Here is a 16,313-nt window from a genome sequence, read left to right on the forward strand (position 1 = left end):
CCTTTCTTAGCCGTGGTATGATAAGTTCAATGTTTGCTACACCACGGCTTTGGAGGCTCTACTATGAAACCCATCATTGGCATTACAGCCAACTATTCAACCAATGAACAGATTGGAACAAACGAAGGAATAGGTGCTAAAAATCAAGAGTGGCAAATTCTTGCAGACGACTATATCCAAGCGGTTGAAAAAGCAGGAGGCATTCCACTCATCCTTCCGATTACGCGAGATCCAGCTACAGCAGCTCGATTGGTGCCTCTGCTAGATGGCATTCTCTTTTCCGGTGGGCATGATCTAGACCCTCAAACATACGGCGAACTTCCCCGCTACGGATTGGGTGCTACAGACCCTGAGCGAGATCACCATGAATTAGAGTTACTTAGATTGGTAATCGAGCAAACCACTATCCCAATCCTGGCGATCTGTCGCGGCTGTCAACTACTAAACGTCGCTTATGGCGGAACTCTATACCAAGACCTTGAAAGAGAACGAGCCGGAAGCCTCAATCATGCTCCTAAACATTCGCCCAAGCATCATCCCACCCATCCAGTAGAGATTGTAGAGGGATCCATCCTCCATGGGATCTACAATGAGACTGGATTGCGTGTGAATAGTTTCCATCACCAAGCCATCAAGGAGCTCGGGGAAAACTTGCGCGTTACCATGACATCTCCTGATGGTGTACTCGAAGGAATCGAAGGGTTGGATCCACAGCGCTTCATTATCGGAGTCCAATGGCATCCTGAAATGATGGTCCATCATGATGCTTCGTACCTCCCGCTTTTTAGGCACTTTATTGATCGGTGTAAGTGATGGAAGGGGATGGAGGGCTGGGCGTTGGGGGCCGGCGCTGGCCAGGTGGGAGGCTAATAGAATGAGGGTACGCATATGCACTTTAGCCCCAATGATAACATCATTGGGGCTAAACGTACGTGAGTGATGGAATAGAGAGATTGAGTGTGTGAAGGGAACTCTAGATACACAAAAGTGAGAATTAGGTCATGGTAGAGGTGGATGCTTCTCTCGACAACGGTCTATCAAGGTCATGATGATGGGGTCGAAGACGGAGAACCGACGGGTTTGGGGCCCTGATCCGGGCTTCAGCACGCTTGGAGGGCATCAAACCTCGACTTTGGTGCCCTGATCCACGCCCTCGCACGCTTGGAGGGCATCAAACGGCGGGTTTGGGGCCCTGATCCGGGCTTCAGCAGCCTTTGAGGGCATCAAACGGCGGGTTTTGTGCCCTGATCCGGGCTTCAGCACGCTTGGAGGGCATCAAACGACGGGTTTGGTGCCCTGATCCGGGCTTCAGCACGTTTGGAGGGCATCAAACGACGGGTTTGGTGCCCTGATCCGGGCTTCAGCAGCCTTTGAGGGCATCAAACGATGGGTTTGGTGCCCTGATCCACGCCCTCGCACGCTTGGAGGGCATCAAACGACGGGTTTGGTGCCCAAATCCGGGCTTCAGCACGCTTGGAGGGCATCAAACGACGGGTTTGGTGCCCTGATCCGGGCCGCGGCACGTTTGGAGGGCATCAAACCTCGACTTTGGTGCCCTAATCGGGGCTTCAGCAGGCTTTAGAGGAACAGCTAGAGAATCAGATTTCAGGGCATTATGACCTACCTGCGTTGACGATCCCCCTCCTCCCACTCTAAGAAGCCATAGGGATGCGAATGGAAAAATGGGTTCCCTTGCCTTTTTTGCTCGTCACTTTTATGGTTCCATTCATCATTTGGACGATACGAAAACTAGTTAATAGCCCCAGCCCAGTACCCTCGCTTTTGGAGGAGAAAAATGGGGTTCCTAGGCGGTTAACTTCCTGCTGCGTCATTCCTACTCCCATATCGATGACGTCGATAATAGCTGAGTTTTCTTCCTGCAGTCCGATAATCTGAAGGGTCCCACCTTTCGGCATGGCTTCAATTCCGTTTTTAATGATATTTAGCAATACCTGACTAAATTTTGCGGGGTTACCTTTAATCATTAAGGGAGCGCCTAGATCTAATTGGATTTCCACATTTCGCAGAGAAGCGTAAGCGGAAGCTACGCTCACCACATGGCGTACTTCAACGGCCGCATCGAAGCATTTTACATCTTCATTTTGTGGCTTGGCCAGGGTAAGGAAGTTATGAATAATTTCCTCTGCTCGATCTAATTCATCGATCATCAAGCGGATATATCTTTGTTCGGATTCATCGGTTTTCTTTTCTTTTAATAGTTGCATGAAACCTCTGACGACGGTTAGAGGATTTCGAACTTCATGGGCAATCGACGCCGCTAAATGACTAAGTGCATTTAACTTTTCCGTTCTCTGGATTTCTACCTTCATCTGTTCATTCTCTCTCAAGGTTTCCATGAGATACATGCACATCCACATAGCTAAGGCATGAAGAAAGCAAAAAGCAACATAAAATAAAATGTTTTCCTGCGTAACGGGAACTCCCTTAGACCCAAAAAACGAGATTAGAGTACAAATAAACGCCCATAATAGCGCCAATCCACTTCCGACTAAATATCTCGTTTTACTCTGCATTTGGTCAAATCTTCTAAGCAGGGCGAATGCCAGCAAAATAACTGGAGGGAAGGAATATAACGTTAAGATAAATCCTGGTCCTCCTAGATAGTATCGATAACCAATCATCACCGTACTGAGCAGAATGCCGCTGGCGTACCCTCCGTATAGTATGCCAAGCAATAAGGGAATGACGCGCAGATCGTACTTATAGCCTCCTAATACATTAAACGGAAAGGTCATGCACAGGAGCATCGCTGTTCCAGGCAATAAAACAGCCACTGCCTTTTTGTACTTGTATTGGGGCCCTAGTGAAAAATAAATAAGTATAGATAACACAATAATTAATATATTCAGAAGTAATTGTTCTGTACCGGCCAAACGAATCCTCTCCATCTCAAACACTGTACTCTCTGTATATACCTATAATAATGTATAAGGGGTATAAAAATATAGCTCCAAGTTGAACCATACTGAAAAAAAAGACTCCCGAGTAGAGAGTCTTACTGTCAGACTTAATATTTTCTTAAAAAAAGTTTTTCCCTATTAAACTTATTTTCCCTTATCCACCCACTGCATCGCCCAAAGGCGGCTTCAATATCTTGCGTCCGATGTCCCATAACCCGAATTACCACGCCCGGCACACCTAGCAAACTGATTCCCACTCGAATCCCGGATAAAGAGGATAGTATCTCATAGATTTCATCCACACACCCCTGATCCATTGACTCCTGGATCACGATCATCGAGCCTAAGTGCGTATAACCTTCCATATTCCCTAGGCCGTGGATTTCACTATCTGGTTCGAGGCGAAGCAAATCATGCAGGACGAGCCTATCCTCGATCAACACCTTCATCCGTGATTGAAGCAAGTCATAGCGAAACAAGGAGCCATCTGGAGCCCACCCAGGCGTAAAAATATCACTACCAATAAAAGCAGCTCGTTTCTCCATCCGAACCACCAACTCTTGCTTGAATTTCGCATGTTGATAAGCAATGACCGGATCCGGAAAATACTCGAGAAGACTCCCCTGCCCCAGATGCACCTCCATCGATTGAAGAACAGGCTGCTTCATTGTCTTATAAATTTTAGTTGAAGATTGCGTCGTAAGAAGAACCTCAGCCCCTTCTTCCAGTTCCACTTCCATGTGATAAGTATCTCCGTCCACATAACCACCGCCAGGGTTCATCACATACAGGCAAGCCTGGCCGGTTTGATCCAGATAGACGGGGCGGGTAATCTTGTAGGCCCCTTCATAGTAGGAATCTTTCAAAATCGTTCTCTGTCCTTTTTTCTCACAACTTGCTTTTAAATAACCGGTCCAACCCTTCATCCTAATTCAAGCCCACCAGCAGGGCGTTTTTCTTAATCCAGTCTACAACCTGATCAAGACCGGTGTCTTCTTTTAGGTTCGTAAAGATGGAGGGCTTTGTTCCCCGCGCCACCTTGGTGTCTGCTTCCATGACCTCAAGACTCGCCCCTACATAGGGTGCTAAGTCAATCTTGTTAATAATAAAGAGATCGGACTTAATCATCCCTTGCCCCCCTTTACGGGGTATTTTTTCGCCTTGGGCTACATCAATAATATAAATGGAAAAGTCAACCAACTCCGGGCTGAAGGTGGCTGCTAGGTTGTCTCCGCCGCTTTCCACGAAGATGATATCGAGATCAGGATGCCTTTCCTTTAATTCCTCGATCGCCGCGAAGTTCATCGAAGCATCTTCCCGGATGGCTGTATGCGGGCACCCGCCGGTCTCCACTCCGATAATGCGATCGGCAGGCAGGACGCTATTTTTAATCAGAAACTGGGCATCTTCTTTGGTGTAAATATCGTTGGTTACCACCGCCATGTCCCATTCCTGATGCATCTTTCTTGTTAACCGTTCCACTAACATCGTTTTGCCGGCTCCCACCGGACCTCCTATACCAATACGAATGGGTTCCATTCTCCTCATATCCTTCCTTTTCTATATTTAAGACATAAACAGCCGGACATGAAGACGCTCATGGCGCATCTGGGCCAATTCCAGCCCAGGAGATACCGCCCCAAGGTCCTCTTTATCCAGCAGCTCAATCTTTCGAACAGCTTCTAGTAATTTAGGCTGCAGCTCTAGCAGCAGCCGCTGTCCATCGGTTTGGCCTAAAGGAATCCCGCGGACTCCATTTTGAACGAGGGATGCTAGATTTGAATAAAGAAAAGCTAAGAGCGCCTGTTCTCTCGCAATATCTACATGATGGGCAATGATGGCAAATGCGACGGAAGGATGACCATACGACGCCTTTGCTTTGATTCGCTTCAGATATTCTTCGAGCAACGGAATCTGGAACAGATCCCATCCCAGCCTTACGAGCCGTTCCCCCATTCTTCTGCTAGCTTCACGAGATTCACGCGGAATGTTTTGCACGGTCAACTGCTCATCCAAGGACCAGAGCTCTGCAACTACTCCTTGTTCCAACGCTTCATAAGCCAAACGGCACCCTAATCCGTCTGTGTACACCAGTTGTCTTGACAGATAAGCCCTCAACCACATGCCAAACGAATCTCTGCTGACGACTGCCTCCTCTTGGATATACGTTTCGAGACCAAAAGAATGAGAAAACGCCCCAGATGGGAAGTTAGAATCACAAAGTTGCAAAAGCGTCAGTAATGGCCTATCCATGGTGATGTCCGATATGGCGGAACGCCTGCTTCACCGTTCGGTTCGATCGCTCATAAGGAATCCCCAACTGTAAAAGCAACTCCTCCACTAGATAATCATATTGCACCAGCATTTCTTCCCCCTCGAACTGTGCAGGCAAATGCCGATTGCCTAATTGGTGAGCAATTTCGCCCATTTGTCGGATGGAGGTGGGGCGAATGACCAACAAATCGTCTGCTCGAACTTGGATGGCGATGACGTTTCGTTCATCCATATAAAGAATATCTCCATCCAGTAGATCTTTAGGTTCCTTTAGACGGATCCCAATTTCCTTACCGTGGTCAGTAGTGACTCGTTGAATTCGCTTCACGAGATCATCACTAGCCAAGTAAACCTTTTCCATATGCCGTTTTGTGCAATCTACCTCTGCTAGGTTTCCTACGATGCGTTCAATAATCACGTTCTTCTCCCCCTAAAATAAAAAATATCTCTGTGCCATCGGTACGATATCGACAGGCTCGCAGGTGATGAGTTCCCCCTCCACCTTAACTTCGTATGTTTGTGGATCCACTTCAATGGAAGGGGTTTCCCCGTTGAATTTCATGTCTCGTTTAGATAACTTGCGAATCCCTTTAACGGGCTTAATCATCTTTTTTAAACCTAATTTTTCCGGAACGCCTTCCTCAATCGCGGCCTGAGACAGGAAGGTTACGGAGGTCTTGTATCTTGCCTGACCGAACGAAGCAAACATCGGTCGATATAAAACAGGCTGAGGTGTTGGAATCGACGCATTGGGGTCCCCCATCAAGCTGTGGGCGATCAACCCGCCCTTCAACATGAGATCGGGCTTCACCCCAAAGAAAGCGGGATCCCACAGCACCAAGTCGGCTAATTTTCCCACTTCGACTGAGCCTACCTCATCGGCAATTCCATGAGTGAAGGCCGGATTAATCGTGTACTTAGCCACATACCGCTTCACTCGGAAGTTATCTCCGACCCCTGTGTCTTCCGGAAGCTTGCCTCTTTGCTTTTTCATCTTGTCCGCGGTCTGCCACGTACGAGTAATGACTTCCCCGACCCGTCCCATCGCTTGGGAGTCCGAGCTAATCATGCTAAAGACCCCTAAATCATGCAAAATATCTTCGGCAGCAATGGTTTCTTTTCGAATCCGGGAATCTGCAAAGGCAATATCCTCCGGCACATCCGGATCCAGGTGATGACAGACCATCAGCATGTCCAAGTGCTCATCAAGCGTATTCTTGGTATAAGGACGAGTGGGATTCGTCGAAGAAGGCAAAATATGCGGGTAGCTGGCCACTTTGATAATGTCTGGAGCATGCCCGCCTCCCGCTCCTTCGGTATGATAGGTATGGATGACCCGGCCATTAATCGCTGCCAGGGTGTCTTCAACAAATCCCCCTTCATTTAGCGTATCGGTGTGGATCGCAACCTGCACATCATATTGATCCGCCACGTGAAGACAATGATCAATGGCAGAGGCCGTGGTTCCCCAATCCTCGTGCAGCTTGAGTCCAATCGCCCCTGCCCGAATCTGTTCCTTTAAAGGCTCTTCCGCTGAAGCATTTCCCTTCCCCAAGAACCCTAGATTCATAGGAAAAGCTTCCGCCGCCTCCAGCATGCGATGGATATTCCATTCTCCTGGTGTGCATGTCGTGGCATTCGTCCCGGTCGCAGGACCTGTACCCCCGCCAATCATCGTGGTAACTCCTGACGCGAGCGCGGTTTCCACTTGCTGTGGGCAAATAAAATGGATATGGGCATCGATTCCGCCTGCAGTGACAATCTTTCCTTCTGCCGCAATCACTTCCGTTGAAGCGCCGATCACCAAATCGACATGGTCCATCAGCAAAGGATTTCCCGCTTTTCCAATCCCAGCAATCCGGCCATCGCGGATGCCAATATCGGCTTTGTAGATCCCTGTATAATCGACCACCACCGCATTGGTCAAAACCAGATCAAGCGCGCCCTCTGCCCGAGTAGCTAAAGGATGCTGCCCCATGCCATCGCGAATGACTTTTCCTCCGCCGAACTTTACCTCATCTCCATAGACCGTATAATCCTTTTCAATTTCAATGAATAACTCGGTATCGGCTAGCCGAATCGCATCTCCGGTCGTAGGACCGAACATATCGGCATACTGCTTTCTTGACATTTTAAAGCTCATGGTGGTTTTTCCCTCCGTCCAATGGTCCATCCGTTCGATTATTTAAACCATACACTTCTCGCCGACCCGAAAATGGCACCAGCTCAATTTCCTTAGCATCGCCTGGCTCAAACCGAACGGCCGTGCCCGCTGGAATATTTAAACGCATGCCAAAGGCCTGATCTCTTGCAAACTCCAACCCTGCGTTCACCTCAAAAAAGTGAAAATGCGAGCCCACTTGCACCGGCCGGTCACCACGATTGAGGACGGACAACGTGATGGCAGCTTTTCCTGCATTGCAGGTAATTTCTTCTTTTCTTAAGCGATATTCTCCAGGAATCATGCTTTCTTCTCCTTTCTTACCGTATTGGTTCATGGACAGTGACCAGCTTGGTTCCATCCGGGAAGGTGGCTTCCACCTGGATATCAGGAATCATGTCAGCGATCCCTTCCATAACATCTTCTCTCGTTAAAATTTGGGTACCGTCTCTCATTAATTCGGCCACGGACTTTCCGTCCCGCGCACCTTCCATTATTTCATAGGTAATGATGGCTACCGCTTCGGGATAGTTCAGCTTCAATCCGCGTTCTTTGCGGCGGCGGGCCAGATCGGCCGCTACCACGATCAGTAGCTTTTCTTGTTCTCGAGGGGATAATTTCATACTTTTTACTCCTTCCAACTATTAAACGACGAGGTGCTGCGTAATGGCCTGCTGGTTCAAATCTGCCGCTGTACCTTCCGCTACAATCTGAGCTTTATCCAAAACATAATAATAATCGGCACACTCTAGCGCCAAGTCTAGGCTATGTTCAACAAGGACAATAGAAACCGTTTTGCTCGCAGCAATCCGTTTAATCACGTCCACGATCAGCATCACGATGGAAGGCTGAATGCCTTCCATTGGTTCATCAAGCAGCAGCAGCTTGGGTTTACCAATTAACGCTCTGGCAATGGCGAGCTGCTGCTGTTGTCCGCCGCTCAGATCCCCGCCCTTGCGATGAAGCATTTCCCGCAGAATCGGAAACATATCGAAAACTTCTTCTGGAATGGTCCCGTTCGGTTGTTTTCCAGGCAAAGCCTCCAGACCTAGCAAGAGATTTTCCTCTACGGTCATCGTCGAAAAAATGTCTCGCCCCTGAGGCACATACCCGATACCTCGTTTGGCCCGTTCCTCTGGCCGGAGAGAAGTAATCTCCTCTCCCATGAAGTGAATGGACCCTTTTTGGGGAGGGCGCAATCCCATCATGCTTTTGAGCAGGGTCGTCTTTCCCACCCCATTGCGTCCCAGTAGAGCCACCACGGTTCCGGGTTCGACCCTTAGATCAATGTCGCGCAATACCATGCTCTCGTCATAACCGACATCCAGTTGAGAGATGTTAAGCATGGTCCTTCCTCCTTCCTAAATAGACCTCTGCTACCATAGGATTCTGTTGAATTTCGTCCATCGTTCCTTCGCAGAGGATCTGGCCTTCATGCATCACGGTCACCGTCTTAGAAAATTGGCGAACAAAATCCATGTCATGTTCGACAACCACGACCGAGCAAGATGCCGCAATTTCATGGATGAGTTCCCCTGTTTTTTCTCGCTCTACTCCCGTCATCCCGGCGATGGGTTCATCAAGAAGCAACAGCTCGGGCTCCTGCATGAGCTGCATGCCAATTTCCAACCACTGTTTCTGTCCATGAGATAATAAGCCTGCCTTCTCGTCACGGTGATACAGAAGCCCCGTTTGCTCCATCACCGCCCACATCTTATCCCTCTCAGCCCCTCCTAATTTGGCGCGGAGAAGAGACCATAAACCGCGATCTTGTTTGAGGGCCAGCTCGAGGTTTTCGGATACGGTCAAATTAGAAAAAATAGAGGGGGCCTGAAATTTTCTCGCGATACCTAAGTTGACGATTTCATGCTCTTGACTGCCGCTAATATCCGGGTGATCTTTAAATTGGATCTGCCCGCTGGCTGCCTTGGTTTTCCCGCAAATCACATCCAGCATCGTCGTTTTTCCTGCTCCATTGGGTCCGATCAAAAAGCGAATTTCACCCGTTTCTATCGTTAAATTAACCCCTTGAATCGCCTTGAAGCCGTCAAAATCCACAACTACATCACGACACGACAGTATGGGCTGATTTTTCATCCTTCGATCTCCCTTCTCTTTTCAGTGAAAACTTATCCCTCAATTTCTCTACCATTCCAACTATGCCGTTAGGTAGGAACAAAACGATAATCACAAACAAAGCACCTAGGAAAATGGACCAAATCTCCGGATAGGATTCACTAAAATAACTTTTGGCACTGTTCGTTAAAACCGCTCCAAGCACGGCACCGCTCAGCGATTGTCGTCCACCTACAGCTACCCATAGCACCATTTCAATCGACGGGATAATGCCCATCATCGCAGGAGAAATAATGCCAACCTGCAAAACGAAGAGAACACCGGCGATTCCAGCCAACGCCGCCGATAAGCAGTACACAAAAACTTTATAGACAGTAGGATTAAAGCCGGTAAAACGAACTCGATTCTCCCCGTCGCGAATGGCGATTAGCACCCGGCCCAGCCGGCTGTGAATGAGCCAAGAACAGCAAACAAATAACACAGCAAGGGTGGCGAGCGTGATCCAATAAATTCCTCTTTGAACATCAGTCGACGCGATGGGTAACCCCCACAGGGTCGAAAAGTTCGTCAATCCATTGGTTCCGCCGGTTAATTCTTGCTTACCGATAAAGAGGGTCACGAAAATAATCACCAGTGCTTGCGAAATAATAGAAAAATAAACGCCGCGAATTCGATTGCGGAAGGTTAAATACCCTAAAAGCGCTGCGAGTGCAACAGGAACAATAACCGCAGCCGCTAAGGCAAAAATGGAGCTGCTGAACGGTTTCCAGAACCACGGCAATTCCGTAAGACCGCTCCATTCCATGAAGTCAGGTAGCCGTCCTCCTGACGATTCGAGCTTCAGGTACATGGCCATGCAATACGCTCCTAGCCCAAAATACACACCATGCCCCAGACTCAGAATGCCCGTATACCCCCAGATCATCGAGATTCCGATCGCGAGAATGGCAAAGGATAAAAACTTCCCTAATAGGTTCAATCGGAATTCAGATAAGAACAGCGGGGCATGCATAAGCACCAACACCACAGCAGCGTAAGCCAACCATTGACCACGAGAGCCAAACGAAAATACTCGGTTCATGTTCTGTTTCCCCCTGTTAATCTAATGTTCTTGTTCTCACGCTGACAATGCCGGATGGCTTCCATTGCAAAAAAGCAATAATCAGGGTGAAAACAAGGACCTTAGCTAGTGTAGCGCTGGTAGTGTATTCGAAGAAGGTACCAAGTAAGCCCATGCTTAATCCTCCCGCCACCGTACCGATTAATTTTCCGACACCACCCAAGACCACGACCATGAAGGAGTCTACAATATAATAGGATCCAATCATGGGCCCGATAGGACCGATCAACGTTAAAGCACAACCGGCAACCCCTGCAAGGCCCGATCCTAGGCCAAACGCATAAGCATCCACCTTTCGGGTGGATATTCCTAAGCATGAAGCCATCCCTCGGTTCAAGGTGACCGCCTGCATGCGACGTCCTGCTGTAGTTCGGTACAAGTACAGATACAAGGCTGCGAGACAGGAAAAAACAAGAAATAAAATAAATAATCGCTTATAGGGGAACGTGACGGTTCCCATGACCGTCAGCCCTCCATTGAGCCACTCTGGGGAAGTGATGGCGACATTCGACGCACCGAAAATGCTGCGGGCCACCTGCTGCAATATTAAACTGATACCCCATGTAGCGAGTAAGCTATCTAACGGACGGCCATATAAATAGCGAATTAAGTAACGTTCTAATAAAAGTCCGATGAGTGCAGCAACGATAAAAGCAATGGGAATAGCAACGAGGAAGTAAGCTCCGAATAAGGAGGAGGGTAAATATTGCGAAAAGATGATCTGGGTAACATACGTCATATACGCACCCACCATAATCAGCTCTCCATGAGCCATATTGATCACATTCATCAGTCCAAACGTAATGGCTAGCCCCAATGCGATCAGCAGCATGATGGAACCTAGGCTGATACCATTAAAAACTTGAGTAAGGATCGTTTCCATCGTTTCTGACCTTCCTTTCCTATCTTAATCAGGAGAAAGAGGGACCCCATATCCCTCTTTCCTTTTTATCTACTTTGTTTGGCTAAGGCCGCTTCCCCATGGGTAGCTCTCTAGGTAAGGATCTGGCTTTACCGCCTCACCAGAGTTCCAAAGCTCTTTAAACTGACCGTCTGCCTGAATCTCTCCAATGCGAACGGTTTTCCATACATGCTGATTGGCTCCTTCAATCTTGATGGTTCCGCCTGGTGCGTTAAATTCAATGCCAGGAGCCGCTTCTTTCACCTTATCCACTTCAAACGATCCAGCCTTGTTTACCGCAGCTGCCCAAAGATGAACGGCATTGTAGGCTGCTTCAATCGGATCGTCGGTGACACGGTCCTGACCATATTTGGCTTTATACTTCTCTACGAAGGCCTTGTTTTCTGGAGTATCTGTGGTTTGGAAGTAGTTCCAAGCGGCTAAGTGTCCTGCCAGAATATCTCCGCCAATCCCGCGAATCTCTTCCTCAGCGATACTGACAGACAATACCGTCAACTGGTCAGGCGTAATCCCTGCATCCTTTAATTGCTTGAAAAAAGCGACATTACTATCCCCATTCAAGGTGTTAAAAACCACATCGGGCTTGGCACTCTTAATCTTACTAATCAGCGTATTGTAGTCCGTATGACCAAGCGGCGTATATTCTTCTGCCAACAGTTCTCCGCCTTCCGCATCCAACTGGGCCTTGATGATTTTATTAGCGGTTCTAGGGAAAACATAGTCCGACCCAATTAAAAAGAACTTCTTTCCTTTATTCTCAAGTAACCAGGTGACAGCAGGAACAATTTGCTGATTGGTGGTCGCCCCGGTGTAAAAGATATTAGGGGATGATTCCATTCCTTCGTATTGAACCGGGTACCACAGCAGTCCATTTTGTTGCTCCACAACGGGCAGCATGGCTTTCCGGCTTGCAGAAGTCCATCCGCCAAAGATGGTCGCTACCTGATCTTTTTGTAAAAGCTTTTTCGCCTTCTCGGCGAACGTTGGCCAATCCGATGCTCCATCTTCGATAATAGGCTCAATTTTTTTGCCCAATACGCCGCCGGCCTCATTGATTTCCTCAATCGCCATTAACTCAGCATCCTTCAAGGAGACCTCACTGATCGACATCGTCCCGCTTAGTGAGTGAAGAATCCCAACTTTTACTGTATCTGCGGGTGCCGCTGGCTCTGAGCTTCCTGCATTGGATGCTGGCTCCTTCCCTCCACAAGCCGTCAGCAAAAGGGAAATGGTGAGCATAGAAAGTGCAATTCGGTTTTTGACTACCTTTAACAATGTAGAAGCCCCCTTTATCTTTGTTAACATTCATCCAGCTTGAAAAATAATCTTCCAACTCCCCCTTCCACCTTTATACAGTTATGTAATATTCACTAACATTTTTTAATTATAGCCACTCTCTCCAAAATCAGTTAAGTTTGTGTTACATAATCTTACATCGTTTTTTGAAACAAAAAAACGACTTCAAAGGCAATCAACCTTTAAAGTCGTTTTTATTAAACTTGACGTCGGAACTTTTCTAAAAAGCGTTGCGGGTATTCCGATGGCAGCTTGCTCGTCTCATGAAGCTCGTTCCAGTGTTCCTGACTTAGTCTCCAGCCCACGCTGCCCATATTTTCTTCGAGCTGTTCCATGGTGGAAGCCCCAAAGATCGGAGAAGTAACGCCCTCTCGCTCCAGTAACCAGTTCAACGCGACTTGGGCCGGCGTTTTTTGATTGGCTGCCGCGATCGACTTGACTTTGTCCAAGATCTCAAAATTCTTCCTTAGCGCTTTATTTTCCCAATCATACTCTCCAGTAAAGCCCATGGAAAAACGTCCAAAGGAAGGGGCATCCCCTGGTTCATACTTGCCGGTCAGAAAACCGCCGCCAAGCGGAGCCCATGGCAAAATGCCGACTTCTTCTTCTAAACACAAAGGAATGACTTCCCTGTCCATCTCGCGATTGACAAGGCTGTACTGTGGCTGGATCGAGATGAACCGGACATAATTACGGAAATCGCTGATGCCAAGAGCCTTCATCATCTGCCAAGCCAAAAAGTTGGAGCAGCCGATGTATCGGACTTTTCCGGAAGACACAAGATCATCAAGCGTTCTTAACGTCTCTTCGATCGGCGTAATATGATCCCATACGTGCAATTGATACAGATCAATATAGTCCGTCTTCAGTCGGCGAAGGCTGGCCTCTACTCCTTCCATGATCCGTCTGCGGGAATAGCCAACATCATTCGGATGCGGTCCGACCTTCATTCGTACCTTGGTCGCCAACACCACTTCCGATCTTCTGCTTTGGATCGCCTCTCCCACGATCTCCTCCGCCACCCCTCGGTTATACACATCCGCGGTGTCAATGAAGTTCCCACCTTGCCCTAGAAATGAATCCACCATTTTCAAAGACTCTTCCTTGTCCGCTTCTCTTCCAAAGGTCATCGTCCCTAAGCAAAGCTCGGAAACCACGAGACCGCTTTTTCCTAATTTCCGGTATTCCATGTTAACCTCCTCAATTATGTACGTTTAGGGCAGATCCATCAGCATAAAGGATGCGCCTGCATGGGAACGGATAGTAAGTTCCGTTAGGTCTGTAATCCTGGCTGCGTCACGATTATTCAACGTATACTCCCCGTTTAGCTCCAGTTGACCCTCTGTCACAAAAAGGTAGATTTTTCTGCCTACCTCTTGCTGAAAGGTGATAGTGTTTCCTGCTTCGAGTGAAGCCATAAAAATGGTCAAATCCTGGTGGATATAGGTAATCTCGTCCGACTTAATCCGGCTAGACACCACAGGGAGCAGTTGATTTTTCGTTGCTTCTACATTATAGGCTTTTTGTTCATAGGATGGCTTGAGCCCTTTTTCCCATGGCAAAAACCAGAGCTGCAGCGTATTGGCCACCTCATCTGGGGATGAATTAATCTCCGAATGCAAGATTCCCGTCCCCGCCGTCATACGCTGAACTTCACCCGGTCGAAGCACCTCTTCCCCGCCGGTGTTATCCTTGTGCTGTAATTGACCTTTCAAGGCAAAGGTTACAATTTCCATGTCGCGGTGTGGATGGGTGCCAAAGCCTTCCCCCGGTTGAATGAAATCATCATTAAATACACGCAAGGGACCAAAGTTCATATTCGTGGGATCATGATAATCGGCAAAAGAAAAGCTGAAATTACATTGCAGCCAACCATGATTGGCAGAATACCTCGAAGCAGCAGGGTATAGTTTAATCATATCCTTTCCCCTTTCCAGATAACTAACTTTATGTAAGTATCTTAATGTGCTATACTTAGCTTTGTCAAGTTCCTTGAAGAATAGGAGGGGCACCCATGAATCATCTGTATATTCGTCATACCGTAGGTGGAAAATTATTTCTGGATACGAAATTGCACCAGGCTAGCTACGAAATCGTGGAAAAGGACGGTTGCTGGGAATTTCATATTCATGTGCCGGATGATCACTTAGCCCACGATATTTTGAAGCATCGTGATGAACTGAACATCTTTGAAGTCGCACAAGGTCAGGCCAATCAAAAGTCTTGGTACTACACGCGAGATGGTTCCGTGGAGTATGACCACGCCACCAAGCGCTTAACCATTTACGCCAACTCCAAGATCGATTACCCTGTCTAAAATGGGCAAAAGACGCACCCTGTGGCGAAGGTGCGTCTATTTCTTTGTCGGTTATTGAATCAACTTAACCGCTTCTTGATACATATTATCCGGAAGTTTAATATAGCCAACAGTCTCGGAAAGCTCAGGCACATTTTCTAAATAAAATTCAACAAAAGCCTTTACTTGTGGCTTTTCAGCCATAGCCTTGGTATTTACATGGATAAACATCGGACGAGACAGCGGAGTATAGGATCCGTCATTGATGCTTTCAGGCGTTGGCACTATGGCTTGAGCATCCGCATTGGCTTTGATTGGCACGATCTTCATCTTGTCCTTGTTCTCCACATAGTAAGCAAAACCAAAGTAGCCTAAAGAATATTTATCTTGAGAAACCCCTTGAACTAATACATGGTCATCCTCAGAAGCTGTATAGTCGGCACGGCTCTGTCCGGATTTTCCCATGATCGCTTCTGTGAAGTAATCAAACGTTCCGGAATCTGTACCCGGTCCATAGAGTTTGATTGGTTCGTTTGGCCATTCAGGACGCACATCAGACCAGTTCTTTACGGTGCTCTCCGGGTTCCAAATTAACTTTAATTCTTCAGCCGTTAAATGATCCACCCAATCGTTAGCCGGATTCACAACAACAGACAATCCATCAAAGGCAATTGGAAGCTCAACCCACTCAATTCCGTTTTGCTTCGCTAATTCGGCTTCTTCTTTCTTAATGGGTCTAGAAGAATCGTTAATGTCTGTCTCACCAGCTACAAACTTCTTAAAGCCTCCGCCAGTTCCGGATACCCCCACCGTGGTTCGTACTTCTGGGTGAACCTTCAGGAATTCTTCCGCTACCGCTTCGGTAATCGGGAAAACAGTGGAAGAGCCGTCGACAACAACACTACCACTTAGTTTATTTTCAGGCTGGCTCTCGCTTCCAGCTTGCTGTTGTTCTCCATTTTGTTGTGCATTGGATGGCTGACTGCTTCCTCCGCAACCTGTCATTAATGCAACTGCTAGTACTAACGTCGTTACGAGACTACTTGCCTTCCTGATCTTTTTCACGATGTTTCGCACCCCACTCGATTTATTTTTTTGGTACAGGACTAACTATACACGTCATTTGTTGAAATTTAATAAAGCGAGTGTAAAAAAAGCGTTAAGTAACCCCAATGAAAACGGTGCCAAAAATGGATTGACACAAAATAAAATATCATGTTAAAATATTAACTTTTAATCATTTTTGT

The 16,313-nt window shown here is 47.6% G+C and carries 18 protein-coding genes; 2 read left to right on the top strand and 16 right to left on the bottom strand.

Features of this window, described 5'->3' with window-relative positions; translation table 11 throughout:
- Positions 1-63 precede the first annotated feature (63 nt).
- Positions 64-813 (top strand): gamma-glutamyl-gamma-aminobutyrate hydrolase family protein, encoded by a 750-nt coding sequence (locus tag EIZ58_RS24265; RefSeq protein ID WP_134703519.1) that lies wholly within the window; start codon positions 64-66, stop codon positions 811-813.
- An 839-nt stretch (positions 814-1,652) separates the two neighbouring features.
- On the opposite strand, the gene EIZ58_RS24270 is transcribed toward EIZ58_RS24265, so the two are convergent.
- From EIZ58_RS24270 to EIZ58_RS24340, 15 genes are all read right to left on the bottom strand, one after another.
- On the bottom strand, positions 1,653-2,894 hold the full coding sequence (locus EIZ58_RS24270; RefSeq protein WP_167577932.1) for an ATP-binding protein: 1,242 nt from the start codon (positions 2,892-2,894) through the stop codon (positions 1,653-1,655).
- Positions 2,895-3,028: 134 nt separating this feature from the next.
- Complete coding sequence (locus tag EIZ58_RS24275; protein ID WP_134703521.1) at positions 3,029-3,847, bottom strand: urease accessory protein UreD; 819 nt, start codon at positions 3,845-3,847, stop codon at positions 3,029-3,031.
- 1 nt (position 3,848) lies between these two features.
- Complete coding sequence (ureG, locus tag EIZ58_RS24280) at positions 3,849-4,460, bottom strand: urease accessory protein UreG (protein ID WP_134703522.1); 612 nt, start codon at positions 4,458-4,460, stop codon at positions 3,849-3,851.
- Positions 4,461-4,487: 27 nt separating this feature from the next.
- On the bottom strand, positions 4,488-5,174 hold the full coding sequence (locus EIZ58_RS24285) for an urease accessory protein UreF (protein WP_134703523.1): 687 nt from the start codon (positions 5,172-5,174) through the stop codon (positions 4,488-4,490).
- Positions 5,167-5,613 (bottom strand): urease accessory protein UreE, encoded by a 447-nt coding sequence (ureE, locus tag EIZ58_RS24290; RefSeq protein ID WP_134703524.1) that lies wholly within the window; start codon positions 5,611-5,613, stop codon positions 5,167-5,169. The genes EIZ58_RS24285 and ureE overlap by 8 nt, the downstream gene beginning before the upstream one ends.
- Before the next feature lie 12 nt (positions 5,614-5,625).
- The gene (gene ureC, locus EIZ58_RS24295) at positions 5,626-7,338 is read right to left on the bottom strand and encodes an urease subunit alpha (RefSeq protein ID WP_134703525.1); all 1,713 of its coding nucleotides are present in this window, start codon (positions 7,336-7,338) and stop codon (positions 5,626-5,628) included.
- Entirely contained in the window at positions 7,328-7,660 is a 333-nt protein-coding gene (locus EIZ58_RS24300) for an urease subunit beta (protein WP_134703526.1), read from the bottom strand. Before EIZ58_RS24300 ends, ureC begins: the two co-directional genes overlap by 11 nt.
- A gap of 16 nt (positions 7,661-7,676) precedes the next feature.
- The gene (locus EIZ58_RS24305; protein WP_134703527.1) at positions 7,677-7,979 is read right to left on the bottom strand and encodes an urease subunit gamma; all 303 of its coding nucleotides are present in this window, start codon (positions 7,977-7,979) and stop codon (positions 7,677-7,679) included.
- 21 nt (positions 7,980-8,000) lie between these two features.
- The gene (urtE, locus tag EIZ58_RS24310; protein WP_134703528.1) at positions 8,001-8,702 is read right to left on the bottom strand and encodes an urea ABC transporter ATP-binding subunit UrtE; all 702 of its coding nucleotides are present in this window, start codon (positions 8,700-8,702) and stop codon (positions 8,001-8,003) included.
- Positions 8,695-9,453, bottom strand: a complete 759-nt coding sequence (urtD, locus tag EIZ58_RS24315) for an urea ABC transporter ATP-binding protein UrtD (protein ID WP_134703529.1) — start codon at positions 9,451-9,453, stop codon at positions 8,695-8,697. Before urtD ends, urtE begins: the two co-directional genes overlap by 8 nt.
- Complete coding sequence (gene urtC, locus EIZ58_RS24320) at positions 9,422-10,513, bottom strand: urea ABC transporter permease subunit UrtC (protein ID WP_134703530.1); 1,092 nt, start codon at positions 10,511-10,513, stop codon at positions 9,422-9,424. Before urtC ends, urtD begins: the two co-directional genes overlap by 32 nt.
- A gap of 16 nt (positions 10,514-10,529) precedes the next feature.
- Entirely contained in the window at positions 10,530-11,435 is a 906-nt protein-coding gene (gene urtB, locus EIZ58_RS24325) for an urea ABC transporter permease subunit UrtB (RefSeq protein WP_134703531.1), read from the bottom strand.
- A 69-nt stretch (positions 11,436-11,504) separates the two neighbouring features.
- Positions 11,505-12,713 (bottom strand): urea ABC transporter substrate-binding protein, encoded by a 1,209-nt coding sequence (urtA, locus tag EIZ58_RS24330; RefSeq protein ID WP_240689398.1) that lies wholly within the window; start codon positions 12,711-12,713, stop codon positions 11,505-11,507.
- A 254-nt stretch (positions 12,714-12,967) separates the two neighbouring features.
- Positions 12,968-13,960: an aldo/keto reductase gene (locus EIZ58_RS24335; protein ID WP_134703533.1), complete on the bottom strand. Its 993-nt coding sequence runs from the start codon at positions 13,958-13,960 to the stop codon at positions 12,968-12,970.
- A gap of 24 nt (positions 13,961-13,984) precedes the next feature.
- Positions 13,985-14,689 (bottom strand): pirin family protein, encoded by a 705-nt coding sequence (locus tag EIZ58_RS24340; RefSeq protein ID WP_134703534.1) that lies wholly within the window; start codon positions 14,687-14,689, stop codon positions 13,985-13,987.
- Between the two features lie 95 nt (positions 14,690-14,784).
- Here EIZ58_RS24340 and EIZ58_RS24345 point away from each other — a divergent pair, with 95 nt between their 5' ends.
- Entirely contained in the window at positions 14,785-15,087 is a 303-nt protein-coding gene (locus tag EIZ58_RS24345; protein ID WP_134703535.1) for a hypothetical protein, read from the top strand.
- Between the two features lie 51 nt (positions 15,088-15,138).
- On the opposite strand, the gene EIZ58_RS24350 is transcribed toward EIZ58_RS24345, so the two are convergent.
- Positions 15,139-16,131 carry a PstS family phosphate ABC transporter substrate-binding protein gene (locus EIZ58_RS24350; protein WP_240689363.1) on the bottom strand — a complete coding sequence of 331 codons (993 nt, stop codon included), beginning with the start codon at positions 16,129-16,131 and terminating at the stop codon, positions 15,139-15,141.
- Positions 16,132-16,313 lie beyond the last annotated feature (182 nt).

It is taken from the genome of Ammoniphilus sp. YIM 78166 (assembly GCF_004522215.1).
Lineage (GTDB): Bacteria > Bacillota > Bacilli > Aneurinibacillales > RAOX-1 > YIM-78166.